Here is a 12357-nt window from a genome sequence, read left to right on the forward strand (position 1 = left end):
ACCCTCGGCCGCATGGAGAGCTTGCAGAGTCTGCGCATCATCGAGAACTGGCCGGTTCCGACCGCCGCCGCGGCCGTCGTCCACGCCGACGGGACCGTGCTCGGCTCCCACGGCCCGGTGGACCACCGCTTCCCGCTGGCCTCCGTCACCAAGCCGCTCGCCGCCTACGCCGCCCTCGTCGCCTACGAGGAGGGCGCGATCGAGCTGGACGAGCCGGCCGGGCCCGAGGGCTCCACCGTGCGCCACCTGCTCGCCCACACCAGCGGCCTGGCCTTCGACGAGCACCGGGTGACGGCCCCTCCCGGGCAGCGCCGGCTGTACTCGAACGCCGGTTTCGAGGAGCTCGGCGACCACATCGCGAAGGCCACCGGGATCCCCTTCGCCGCATACCTGGCCGAGGCCGTCTTCGAGCCGCTGGGCATGGCGTCGAGCAGCCTGGAGGGCTCCCCCGCCAAGGACGGCGTCTCCACCGTCTCCGACCTCCTGCGCTTCGCCGCCGAGCTCCAGCAGCCCCGGCTGCTGGACGTGCGCACCGTCGCGGAGGCCACCGCGGTGGTCCACCCCGGGCTCAAGGGCGTGCTGCCCGGATACGGCCACCAGTCCCCCAACGACTGGGGTCTCGGCCTGGAGATCCGCGACGGGAAGGCCCCGCACTGGACGGGCGCCGGCTCCTCGCCGCGCACCTTCGGGCACTTCGGGCAGGCCGGGACCTTCCTGTGGGTGGACCCGGACGCCCGCGCGGCCTGCGTGGCGCTGACGGACCGCGCCTTCGGGCCGTGGGCGGTCGAGGCCTGGCCGCCGTTCACCGACGCGGTGCTCGCCGAGCTCAGGACCCGCTGAGTCCTACGGGAACTCCCAGATCAGCACCTCGGCCGGCGATCCGGCGACCAGCTCCAGCTCCGGCTCGCCGGTGAGCCGCGCCGAGTCCCCGGGCCCGAGCTCCGCGCCGTCCAGCCGCAGGTCCCCCCGTACGACGTGCAGGTAGACCCGCCCGGCGGCCGGTACGGCGACCCGCTCGCCCGCGCCGAAACGCCGGACGTGCAGGACGGCCCCGGCCGCGGGCACGGCGTAGGGCGTGCCGTCGGCGATCTCCCGGACCAGCGTGTACGAGGGCTCCCCGGCCGGAGCGACCGGATCGGCCGGGGCCAGCCACATCTGGACGAAGCGCAGCGGCGCGGAGCCGTCGTTGCGTTCCACGTGCCGGGTCCCGGACGCCGCGGCGAGGTGCTGCAGGTCCCCGGGCCGCACCAGGGTGGCCGCGCCCGTGGCGTCGCGGTGGGTGAGCTCGCCCTCGACCACCCAGGTGACGATCTCGGTGTGGCTGTGGGGGTGCTCCTCGAAGCCCGCACCGGGGGCCAGGCTCTCCTCGTTGCACGCCATGACCGGGCCGAACCGCAGGTTGTCGGGGTCGTAGTGCGGGCCGAAGGAGAAGGCGTGCCGGGTGGTGATCCCCGTGGCCGGACCGCCCGCCGGGGCGTCGGCGTCCGCTCCCTCGTACCGGTCGGTGCCTCGGCGTACATCAATCATGGGGGCCACCGTAGTCCCCGGGGCGCGGCCCGGGACGGGACCGGACTCCGCGCAGCCGTCCCGATAAGGCAGTCTTGTCACGTGCCCCAACCCGAACGTGAGCATTCACCCGCGGTCCACTCCGCGCATCCGGCTCCGCCCCATCCGCACTCCGCGACGCTGCGCCGACTGGAGAAGTCCTCCGGCCGGCTCGCCGCCAACGCCATCGCGCGCATGGACGAGACGCTGTCGTGGTACCGGGCGATGCCGCCGGAGAACCGGTCCTGGATCGGCCTGGTCGCCCAGGCCGGCATCGCCGCGTTCACCGAGTGGTTCCGGCATCCGGAGACGCCCCAGGCGATCTCCACCGACGTCTTCGGGACGGCTCCGCGCGAGCTGACCCGGGCGATCACCCTGCGCCAGACCGTCGAGATGGTCCGCACCACGATCGAGGTCATGGAGGCCGCGATCGACGAGGTCGCGGCGCCCGGCGACGAGTCGATCCTGCGCGAGGCCCTGCTCGTGTACGCCCGGGAGATCGCCTTCGCGACCGCCCAGGTGTACGCGCAGGCCGCCGAGGCGCGCGGTGCGTGGGACGCCCGGCTGGAGTCCCTCGTGGTCAACGCGGTGCTGTCCGGCGAGGCCGACGAGGGCGCGCTGTCCCGGGCCGCGGCCCTCGGCTGGAACTCCCCCGAGCACGTGTGCGTGGTGCTGGGCACCGCTCCGGAGGGCGACAGCGAGCTGACGGTCGAGGCGATCCGGCGGGCCGCCCGCCACCACAAGCTGCAGGTGCTCACGGGTGTGCTGGGCGACCGGCTCGTGGTCATCGCGGGTGGCAGCGACAATCCGATGCAGGTGGCGAAGTCGCTGATCGGGCCCTTCGCGGCGGGTGCGGTGGTCGCCGGACCGGTGGTCCCGGACCTGCTGAACGCCACGAAGTCGGCGCAGGCCGCCGCGGCCGGGCTCAAGGCCTGTACGGCCTGGCAGGACGCGCCGAGGCCGGTGCTCGCGGACGATCTCCTGCCCGAACGCGCGATCGCCTCCGACCCTTCGGCTCGCGAGCAGCTGGTGGAGGAGATCTACAGACCGCTCGAAGAGGCGGGCTCGGCCCTGCTGGAAACGCTGAGTGTCTACCTGGAGCAGGCGAGCAGCCTCGAAGGTGCCGCCCGGATGCTGTTCGTACACCCGAACACCGTGCGCTACCGGCTGCGACGTGTGACAGACGTCACCGGCTGGTCGCCCTCGGATGTCCGCTCCGCGTTCACGCTGCGAATCGCCCTGATCCTCGGGCGTCTGGCCGACGGCGATCTTCAGTCCTAAGCTTTTGTCGGACATCAACAATTACCCCGATGGTTCTTCGTCCCTGTCCCCACGGGCGGCGCGGACCGAACACAAGAGAGAGTGTGAGGGTGCTCGTACTCGTCGCTCCCGGCCAAGGCGCACAGACGCCCGGCTTCCTGACTCCCTGGCTCGAACTGCCCGGCGCCGCTGACCGCGTCGCCGGCTGGTCGGACGCCATCGGGCTCGACCTTGCCCACTACGGCACGAAGGCCGACGCGGACGAGATCCGCGACACGGCCGTTGCACAGCCGCTGCTGGTGGCCGCGGGCCTGCTGGCCGCGGCCGAACTGACCGCCAAGGTCGGCCCCGGTGCCTTCGGCGCCGTGGCGGGCCACAGCGTCGGCGAGATCACCGCCGCCGCGTACGCCGGGGTGCTGTCCGACACGGACGCGCTGTCCTTCGTACGCACCCGCGGGCTCGCCATGGCCGAGGCCGCGGCGATCACCGCGACGGGCATGGCCGCCGTCCTCGGCGGAGACACCGACGTCGTCGTCGCGCACCTGGAGAAGCTGGGTCTGACCCCGGCCAACGTCAACGGCGCGGGCCAGATCGTGGCCGCGGGGACCATGGAGCAGATCGCGGCCCTGGAGGCCGAGAAGCCCGAGGGTTCCCTGAAGGTCGTCGCCCTCAAGGTCGCGGGCGCCTTCCACACGCACCACATGGCTCCGGCGGTCGCCGGTCTGGAGAAGGCCGCTGCGGCGCTCTCCCCGGCCGACCCGGCGCTGACGTACGTATCGAACAAGGATGGTCAGGTCGTGACCACGGGCGCCGACGTCGTCGCCCGGCTGGTGGGCCAGGTGGCCAACCCGGTCCGCTGGGACCTGTGCATGGAGACGTTCGCCGCTCAGGGCGTCACCGGGATCGTCGAACTGTCCCCCGGTGGCACCCTGACGGGTCTGGCCAAGCGCGCGCTGAAGGGCGTACCGAGCGTGGCGCTGAAGACCCCGGACGATCTCGACAAGGCCGCGGCGCTCGTCTCCGAGCACGCGGTCTGAGAGAAGGAGCCCACTCAGCATGTCGAAGATCAAGCCTGCCAAGGGCTCCCCGTACGCCCGCATCCTCGGAGTGGGCGGCTACCGCCCGGTCCGTGTGGTGCCGAACGAGGTCATCCTCGAGACCATCGACTCCTCCGACGAGTGGATCCGCTCCCGTTCGGGCATCGCGACGCGCCACTGGGCCTCCCCGCAGGAGACCGTCGCCGCGATGTCGGTGGAGGCCTCGGGCAAGGCCCTGGCCGCCGCCGGGATCGCCCCGGAGAAGATCGGCGCCGTGATCGTCTCGACGGTGTCGCACTTCAAGCAGACCCCGGCCGTGGCGACCGAGATCGCACACCGCATCGGCGCGAACAAGCCCGCCGCCTTCGACATCTCCGCCGGCTGCGCCGGGTTCGGCTACGGCCTGACCCTGGCCAAGGGCCTCGTGGTGGAAGGTTCCGCGGAGTACGTCCTCGTCATCGGCGTGGAGCGGCTCTCCGACCTGACCGACCTGGAGGACCGCGCGACGGCCTTCCTCTTCGGTGACGGCGCGGGCGCCGTGATCGTCGGACCCTCGGACGAGCCGGCCATCGGCCCCACGGTGTGGGGCTCGGAGGGCGACAAGTCGGAGACCATCAAGCAGACCGTGCCGTGGGACGAGTACCTCGGCAAGGACGGCGGCGAAAAGTTTCCCGCCATCACGCAGGAGGGCCAGGCGGTCTTCCGCTGGGCCGTCTTCGAGATGGCCAAGGTGGCCCAGCAGGCGCTCGACGCAGCCGGGATCACCGCCGATGACCTGGACGTCTTCATTCCGCACCAGGCGAACATGCGGATCATCGACTCGATGGTGAAGACTCTGAAGCTGCCGGAGCACGTCACGGTCGCCCGTGACATCGAAACCACCGGCAACACCTCGGCCGCCTCGATTCCGCTCGCAATGGAGCGGCTCCTGGCGACCGGTGCGGCGAAGAGCGGCGACACCGCGCTCGTCATCGGCTTCGGGGCGGGGCTCGTCTACGCCGCCACGGTCGTTACCCTCCCCTAGGGCCCGGGATCCACATCCCGTGCTCCGTTCGACCCCCAGCTAGCTAAAGAAGGAGCGCCATCATGGCCTTCACCCAGGAAGAAATCGTCGAAGGTCTCGCGGAGATCGTCAACGAGATCGCCGGCATCCCGACCGAGGACGTCCAGCTCGAGAAGTCCTTCACCGACGACCTGGACGTCGACTCGCTGTCCATGGTCGAGGTCGTCGTCGCCGCCGAAGAGCGCTTCGAGGTGAAGATCCCGGACGAGGACGTCAAGGGTCTGAAGACCGTCGGCGACGCCGCGAGCTACATCCTCAAGCACCAGGCCTGAGCCTGACGAGCGTTTGTCGCCACCTGGCGGTGGCGCCGTGACAATTCACCCCCTGAAACATGGAGAAAGAATTCCTGTGAGCCCGACCAATCGCACCGTGGTCGTCACCGGTATCGGCGCAACCACTCCGCTGGGTGGCGACAGCGCTTCGACCTGGGAAGGTCTGCTTGCCGGCCGTTCCGGCGTAAAGCCCCTCGAGGGTGAGCGCTTCGCCGAACTCCCGGTCCGCATCGCCGCCACCGTCGCCGTGGACCCGAGCGAGGTCCTCCCCCGGCCGCTGGCCCGCAAGCTGGACCGCTCGGCCCAGTTCGCGATCATCGCGGCCCGCGAGGCGTGGGCCGACGCCGGTTACACCGCCCCGGCGGGCGAGGACGCGTCCATCGCGCCCGAGCGTCTGGGCACCGTCATCGCCTCCGGCATCGGCGGCGTGACCACCCTGCTCGACCAGTACGACGTACTGAAGGAAAAGGGTGTGCGCCGGGTCTCCCCGCACACCGTCCCCATGCTCATGCCGAACGGCCCGTCGGCCAACGTCGGCCTGGAGGTCAACGCCCGCGCGGGTGTGCACACTCCGGTCAGCGCCTGCGCCTCCGGCGCCGAGGCCATCGGCTACGCCGTCGAGATGATCCGTACCGGCCGTGCCGACGTGGTCGTCGCCGGCGGTACCGAAGCGGCGATCCACCCGCTGCCGATCGCGGCCTTCGCCAACATGATGGCGATGTCCAAGAACAACGAGCACCCGACCACGGCCTCGCGTCCGTACGACAAGGCCCGCGACGGCTTCGTCCTCGGCGAGGGTGCCGGCGTCGTGGTCCTGGAGTCCGCCGAGCACGCCGCCGCGCGCGGGGCCCGGGTCTACTGCGAGGTGCTGGGCCAGGGCCTGTCCGCGGACAGCCACCACATCGCGCAGCCCGAGCCCACCGGCCGCGGTGTCTCGGCCGCCCTGCAGAACCTGCTCGACAACACGGGTCTGGACCCGGCCGAGCTGGTCCACGTGAACGCGCACGCCACGTCCACCCCGCAGGGTGACACGGCCGAGCTGAAGGCCCTGCGCAAGGTGCTGGGCGAGGACCTCGACCACATCGCGATCTCGGCCACGAAGTCGATGACCGGTCACCTCCTGGGTGGCGCGGGCGGCATCGAGACCGTCGCGACGGTGCTGGCGCTGTACCACCGGCTCGCGCCGCCGACGATCAACCTCGACGACATCGACGAGGACATCGACGCGGACATCGTGCGCGACGAGCCCCGCAAGCTCCCGGCGGACGGCCCGATCTCGGCGATCAACAACTCCTTCGGCTTCGGAGGCCACAACGTCTCCCTGGCCTTCAGGACCGTCTGAGCCGTCCGCTGACACGTAGAAGGCCCGCCCGGGCATCCCGGGCGGGCCTTCGGCGTGTCCGGGGCTCAGACCACCTGGTGGAGCCAGCGCACCGGGGCGCCCTCGCCCGCGTAGCGGAAGGGTTCGAGCTCGTCGTCCCAGGGTTTGCCGAGGAGTTTGGCGATCTCCGCCTCCAGGTCCGTCTCGCCGTGCGCGGACCGGGCGAGGGCGGCGCGCAGCCGGTCCTCGGGGATCAGGATGTCGCCGTGCATGCCGGTGACGGCGTGGAAGATGCCCAGCTGCGGGGTGGAGCTGTAGCGCTCGCCCTCGGCGGTCGGACAGGGTTCCGCGGTCACTTCGAAGCGGAGCAGGTGCCAGCCGCGCAGGGCGGAGGCGAGTTTCGATGCGGTGCCCGCCTCGGCCTGCCAGGAGAACTCGGCTCTCCAGGTGCCCGGGGAGGCGGGCTGACGGATCCAGTCGAGGTTCACCCGCACCCCGAGCACGCCCGCAACAGCCCATTCCACGTGCGGGCAGAGCGCGCGCGGTGCGGAGTGCACGTACAGGACTCCACGTGTCGTCACCGGGACCTCCAGTATGGGACGAGGTCGGGAATAAACTCCAGAAAACGGACAGTATGTGACGTGATGTAATGTAACGGAAATTATTTGACATTGCGTCGCGGGACTTGCGGCCGAAACGCCACGGGAAAAAGCTACCGTGCGCCGGGGGTCATGGTGTGACGTACGGTCGCTCCGAAGCCCGTAAACACAGAGCATTCACTCAGCAGGACGCCCCCGAACGATGTGGGGACGACGAGGAGGGACCTTCCGCCATGCGCACCACCGCCCCACGCCGCCGCGCGCGTCGGACCTCTGCGGGCGCGGGCGCGGCGGCCGCCCTGCTGCTCCTGGCGGCGGGTGCGCTGACCGGGTGTTCGGCGGACGCGGAGCGGACCGGGGGCGAACGCGGTGCGCAGGCGGCCCCGCGGTGGAACACCGCACCGGCGTCGGTCGCCGCCGTGGGCGACTCCATCACGCGCGGATTCGACGCCTGTTCGGTGCTGGCCGACTGTCCGGAGGCCTCCTGGGCCACCGGTGACGACCCCGAGGTGCGTTCGCTGGCCGCCCGGCTCCTCGGTGAGGCCGAGGTGCCCGCGCGCAGCTGGAACTACGCGGTGACCGGCTCCCGGATGGCGGACCTGCCGGGTCAGCTCGCCTCGGCCGCCGCGCACAGTCCGGGCCTGGTCACGGTGATGGTGGGCTCGAACGACGCCTGCCGGCCCTCGGCTTCGTCGATGACCCCGGTGGCCGCCTTCCGCTCCGGCTTCGAGAAGGCGCTGGCCGGCCTGCGGGCGGCCTCGCCGGCCTCGCAGGTGTACGTCTCCAGCGTCCCGGACCTCCAGCGGCTGTGGGAGCAGGGCAAGGACGACCCGATGGTGCGCCAGGTGTGGAAGCTGGGCATCTGCCAGTCGATGCTCGCCGATCCGACCTCGGCGGCCGCCGGTGCGACGGCCCGGCGGGAGCAGGTGCGGGCGCGCGTGGTCGAGTACAACGAGGCGCTGCGCGAGGTCTGCGCGAAGGACGCGCTGTGCCGCTACGACGGCGGCGCGGTGTTCCAGTACCCGTTCTCGGCGGAGCAGTTGAGCCGCTGGGACTGGTTCCATCCGGGCAAGGGCGGACAGGCGCGGCTCGCGGAACTGGCGCACCGACAGGTGACCTCGGCCGAGCCTCCGCGTTGACGCGGTGAACGGATGGGACCGGGGGCGGGTGTCAGGGCCCGCCCCCGGTCCGGTGTGTGGATCACCTCCGCGTGGGGTGATTTCCGGCCATTACAGGTCGAGGGTCGCCGTCAGCCGCGTGTCGCCGTGCGAACGGCCCGCGCGGACCTCGTAGGAGCCGCCGATCAGCTGCCAGGAGTGCGAGGACTCGTCCCAGATCTCGTAGGCGCGCTCCGGCAGGGCGATCTCCACCTCGACGCTCTCTCCGGGGCCCGCGGTCACGCTCGCGAAGCCCGCGAGCCAGCTCGCCGGACGTTCGACGGTGTCCGCGACGGGCGCGAGGTAGAGCTGTACGGTCTCGCGGCCCGGCCGGGTGCCGGTGTTGGTGACGCGGACCGTCGCCCGCGCGGGGGTGGCCTCCAGGGACTCGTAGGCCCAGTCCGTGTAGCCGAGGCCGTGCCCGAAGGGGAACGCCGGGGCGATCCCGTGCTTCTCGTAGGCCCGGTAGCCGATGAAGAGCCCCTCGGTGTACTCCAGGCGCCCCTCGGTGGGGGTGACTTCGGTGACCGGCGCGTCGGCGAACTCGGCGGGCCAGGTCGTGGGCAGCCGCCCGCCCGGCTCGGCCTCGCCGAGGAGTACGTCGGCCAGCGCGGCCCCGCCCTCCTGCCCGGGGAACCAGGTCAGCAGGACGGCGGCCACCTCCTCGCGCCACGGCAGTTCCACCGGGGAGCCGGCGTTGACGACGACCACGGTGTTCGGGTTGACCGCGGCGACGGCGCGCACCAGGTCGTTCTGGCGGCCCGGGAGGGTGAGGTCCTTGCGGTCGAAGCCCTCGGACTCCACCCGCTCGGTGGTGGCGACGACCACGACGGCGGTGTCGGCGGCGCGCGCCGCTTCCACGGCCTCGGCGATGAGCTCGTCGGCGGAGCGCTGCGGGCCGAGGTGGAGGAGGGAGAACATGATGGCCTTGAGGGGCAGGGCCGTCGTGTCGGGGACCTGGTAGGTCAGCGAGACCTCGACGGCTTCGCCCTCGGTGAGATCCAGGCGGGCCCGCTCGTTGGGGGCGCCGAAGAAGGCCTCGAAGGGGTCGGCCTCGCTGCCCAGCTGCTGGACGCCGTGCCAGCGGACCTCACCGCCGACGGCGAGGCTGAAGGCGCCGAGTCCGCGGGTGCCGAAGGCGTGCTCGCCGCTCTCGCGCGGGACGAACGTACCGACGACCTCGATGCTGGCCATCGTCTCGTACGTGACGCCCTCGGGCAGGTCGTCGCCGATCCACTGGAGCTGCCCGGTGGGCAGGGAGCCCGTGCCGAGGACCGACCCGGAGGCGTCGCGGCAGATCGCCCGCAGCTCGAAGCCCTTGTCGGCGGGGGTCAGTTCGTCGCTGGGGTCGGCGCCGACGGTGAAGGTCAGGGCCCCGTCGGGCAGGGCCTCGGTGAGCCCGTCCAGCGGGGAGACGACCCGCTCGGGGAAGACGGTGGCGGAGCCGCCGCCGAGGACGCGGGCGTCGCGGGCGGCGGCGCCGATGAGGGCGACGGTGCGGCCGGCGGACGCGTCGAGCGGGAGCAGCGGGCCCTCGCCGGAGCCGGCCTCGTTGCGTACGAGGACGAAGCCGCGGGCGGCCAGCTCGCGGGCCAGGGCCTGGCCGTCGACGGGGGCGGGGGCCTCGCCGACCACGGCGGGGGCGCCCTCCAGGATGCCGACGCGGGCGGCGAGGCGCAGCACGTTGCGGACGGCTTCGTCGACGGCCGACTCGGGGACCTCGCCCGAGCGGACGGCTTCGGCGAGCGCGGTGCCGTAGACGGTGACGGGGCCGGGCATGATCACGTCGAGGCCGCCGAGGATGTCGCCGGTGGTGGAGCGGGCGGCCATCCAGTCGGAGACGTTGGCGCCGTCGAAGCCCCATTCGGCGCGCAGGACCTCGTTGACGAGGTGGGCGTTCTCGCTCATGAACACGCCGTTGACCCGGTTGTAGGCGGTCATGATGCCCCACGGGTGGGCGTTGGCGACGATGGCCTCGAAGGGGGCCAGGTACAGCTCGCGCAGCGGGCGCGGGGCGATGACGCTGTCGACGGTGAACCGCTCGGTCTCGGCGTCGTTGCCCACGAAGTGCTTGACGGTGGTGCCGACGCCGCCGTCCTGGACGCCGTTCACGTAGCCGCTGCCGACCGCGCCGGTGAGGAACGGGTCCTCGGAGTAGCACTCGAAGTGCCGGCCGCCGAGCGGGGAGCGGTGCAGGTTGACGGTGGGCGCGAGCAGGACGTGGACGCCCTTGCGGCGGGATTCCTGGGCGAGGAGGCGGCCGGCCCGGCGGGCCAGTTCGGGGTCCCACGCGGCGGCGAGCGCGGTCGGGGAGGGCAGGGCGATCGACGGGTCGTCGGCGGTCCAGCGCACCCCGCGCACCCCGATGGGGCCGTCGGAGAAGACCAGGGACTTCAGTCCGATCTCGGGGACGGCGGGCAGGGTCCACATGTCCTGGCCGGCCAGCAGCCGGGTCTTGGTGTCGAGGTCCAGCTTGCCCAGGGCCGTCTCTACGGCGTCGTTGCGGACCTGATCGGCATCGGTCACGGCCATGCCTCCTCGTTGGGTGCGGGTGCGCGGTGCGGCGCGGTGACCCCATGGTGGACCCATTACCTGTAGAGCGGTAGGGTTCGTAATCTGTTCGTGATATTCCGGATCCGGTGCGGCCATGCCGTACGGTCCTGCTGGCAGGTGTGGAACGGAAGGGGTGGCGGGGCGATGGTCAGGGCCAGGAGTGAGGAACGGCGCGTGGAGATCGTCCGCGCCGCCCTCGAGGTGATCGCCGAGCGCGGCTACCGCGGCGCGGCCCTGGGCACGGTCGCCGAGCGCGTGGGCCTGACCCAGCAGGGGCTGCTGCACTACTTCCCGACCAAGGAGGCCCTGCTGGTCGCCGTCCTGGAGGAGCGCGACCGCTGGGACACCGGGGGCGGCGCCCGTGCGCTGGCCGACGCCTGGCGCCCGGAGCTGCTGGCCTCGCTGGTGGAGTACAACGCCATGCGCCCGGGGATCGTGCAGACCTTCTCGGCGCTGCTCGGCGAGAGCGTCACCGACGGCCACCCGGCGCGGGAGTTCTTCGCCGAGCGGTACGCGCAGGTGCGCTCGGCGATGGCGGACGTGCTCCGCGCGGAGTACGGCGACCGGCTCCCCTCGGGGCTCACCCCCGAGCAGGCGGCCCCGCTGCTGGCCGCCGTGATGGACGGCCTCCAGTACCAGTGGCTGCTGGCCCCCGAATCCGTGGACATGCCCGGCGCCTTCCGCGCCTTCCTGGACCTGATCCAGGGGCCCCGGGCCTGACCCCGGGCCCGTCACCGGGCCTGCCCGCGGGGTCGGGACCGGGGCTGGCATGCTGGGCCGGGTGAAGATCGCTGCCGCGCAGCTGAGCTGTGTCCCCGCCGACGTGTCCGCCAACGCCGCCCGGGCGGCCGCGCTCGCCGTGCGGGCCCGGGAGGAGGGCGCCGCCCTGGTGGTGTTCCCCGAGCTCACCCTGACCGGCTACGAGCCGGCCGCCCTCGCCGCCGACCCCGGCCTGTGGCTGGCGGACGCCGAGGATCCCCGGCTGGACCCCGTCCGTTCCACCGGGATCGCCACCGCCGTCAACGTCGCGCTGCGCACGGACGGCCCCCGGCCCGTCATCGCGACCCTGGTCCACGACGCGGACGGCGCGCACGTGACCACGTACGCCAAGCAGCACCTGTTCCGCCACGAGCAGGAGGTCTTCGCCGCGGGCACGCTCCCGGGCCGCTTCGAGCTCGGCGGGATCCGGTTCTCCCTGGGGATCTGCTTCGACAACCACTTCGCGGACGTGCCCGCCGCGGGCGCCGCGGCCGGCTGCCGGGTCCACCTGGCGAGCTCGCTCTACGGCACGGGCGACGGCGTCGCCGAGCGGGCGGCGGTCCACCCGGGGATCGCCCGGGAGTTCGGGATGTACGTGGCCCTCGCCAACCACGTGGGACCCGCCGGGCCGTGGACCGGCTGCGGGGGCGCGGCCGTATGGGCGCCGGACGGGACGCCGTCGGCCGAGGCGGACGCGCACACGCCGTCGGTCGCCGTGGCGGACGTGCCGGCCGAGGTACCCGCGGAGGCGCCGGCGGGAAGCCGGGACGGGGGCCGCTGACGAGTGCGGC

Annotated in this window: 12 protein-coding genes; 9 read left to right on the forward strand and 3 right to left on the reverse strand. The window is 72.5% G+C overall.

Annotation, left to right across the window (positions count from 1 at the left end; all coding sequences use genetic code 11):
• Positions 1-12: 12 nt before the first annotated feature.
• Positions 13-840: a serine hydrolase domain-containing protein gene (locus ACZ60J_RS15875; protein ID WP_407839324.1), complete on the forward strand. Its 828-nt coding sequence runs from the start codon at positions 13-15 to the stop codon at positions 838-840.
• 3 nt (positions 841-843) lie between these two features.
• Here ACZ60J_RS15875 and ACZ60J_RS15880 read toward each other — a convergent pair whose 3' ends face one another.
• Positions 844-1527, reverse strand: coding sequence for a pirin family protein (locus ACZ60J_RS15880; protein WP_469682279.1), 684 nt, complete (start codon positions 1525-1527; stop codon positions 844-846).
• A gap of 81 nt (positions 1528-1608) precedes the next feature.
• Between ACZ60J_RS15880 and ACZ60J_RS15885 the strand changes: the two genes are divergently transcribed.
• The 5 genes from ACZ60J_RS15885 to fabF all read left to right on the forward strand — a co-directional run bounded on the left by ACZ60J_RS15885 (position 1609) and on the right by fabF (position 6519).
• A complete protein-coding gene (locus tag ACZ60J_RS15885; RefSeq protein WP_469682280.1) occupies positions 1609-2826 on the forward strand; it encodes a PucR family transcriptional regulator in 1218 nt (405 codons plus the stop codon).
• Between the two features lie 89 nt (positions 2827-2915).
• Positions 2916-3842: an ACP S-malonyltransferase gene (locus ACZ60J_RS15890; RefSeq protein ID WP_469682281.1), complete on the forward strand. Its 927-nt coding sequence runs from the start codon at positions 2916-2918 to the stop codon at positions 3840-3842.
• Between the two features lie 19 nt (positions 3843-3861).
• Positions 3862-4866, forward strand: coding sequence for a beta-ketoacyl-ACP synthase 3 (locus ACZ60J_RS15895; protein WP_469682283.1), 1005 nt, complete (start codon positions 3862-3864; stop codon positions 4864-4866).
• A gap of 62 nt (positions 4867-4928) precedes the next feature.
• Complete coding sequence (locus ACZ60J_RS15900; protein WP_243329395.1) at positions 4929-5177, forward strand: acyl carrier protein; 249 nt, start codon at positions 4929-4931, stop codon at positions 5175-5177.
• Positions 5178-5253: 76 nt separating this feature from the next.
• A complete protein-coding gene (gene fabF, locus ACZ60J_RS15905) occupies positions 5254-6519 on the forward strand; it encodes a beta-ketoacyl-ACP synthase II (protein WP_469682285.1) in 1266 nt (421 codons plus the stop codon).
• Positions 6520-6584: 65 nt separating this feature from the next.
• On the opposite strand, the gene ACZ60J_RS15910 is transcribed toward fabF, so the two are convergent.
• Positions 6585-7079, reverse strand: coding sequence for a DUF3145 domain-containing protein (locus ACZ60J_RS15910; protein ID WP_267754836.1), 495 nt, complete (start codon positions 7077-7079; stop codon positions 6585-6587).
• A gap of 251 nt (positions 7080-7330) precedes the next feature.
• On the opposite strand from ACZ60J_RS15910, the gene ACZ60J_RS15915 reads away from it, so the two are divergent.
• A complete protein-coding gene (locus tag ACZ60J_RS15915; protein WP_469682287.1) occupies positions 7331-8236 on the forward strand; it encodes an SGNH/GDSL hydrolase family protein in 906 nt (301 codons plus the stop codon).
• Between the two features lie 90 nt (positions 8237-8326).
• Here ACZ60J_RS15915 and ACZ60J_RS15920 read toward each other — a convergent pair whose 3' ends face one another.
• Positions 8327-10786, reverse strand: coding sequence for a beta-glucosidase (locus ACZ60J_RS15920; RefSeq protein WP_469682289.1), 2460 nt, complete (start codon positions 10784-10786; stop codon positions 8327-8329).
• 165 nt (positions 10787-10951) lie between these two features.
• Between ACZ60J_RS15920 and ACZ60J_RS15925 the strand changes: the two genes are divergently transcribed.
• Both ACZ60J_RS15925 and ACZ60J_RS15930 read left to right on the forward strand, forming a co-directional pair.
• Entirely contained in the window at positions 10952-11527 is a 576-nt protein-coding gene (locus ACZ60J_RS15925; RefSeq protein ID WP_469682291.1) for a TetR/AcrR family transcriptional regulator, read from the forward strand.
• A 61-nt stretch (positions 11528-11588) separates the two neighbouring features.
• Positions 11589-12347 (forward strand): carbon-nitrogen hydrolase family protein, encoded by a 759-nt coding sequence (locus tag ACZ60J_RS15930; RefSeq protein WP_469682293.1) that lies wholly within the window; start codon positions 11589-11591, stop codon positions 12345-12347.
• Positions 12348-12357: the final 10 nt, after the last annotated feature.

Source organism: Streptomyces sp. NPDC104226 (assembly GCF_055584085.1).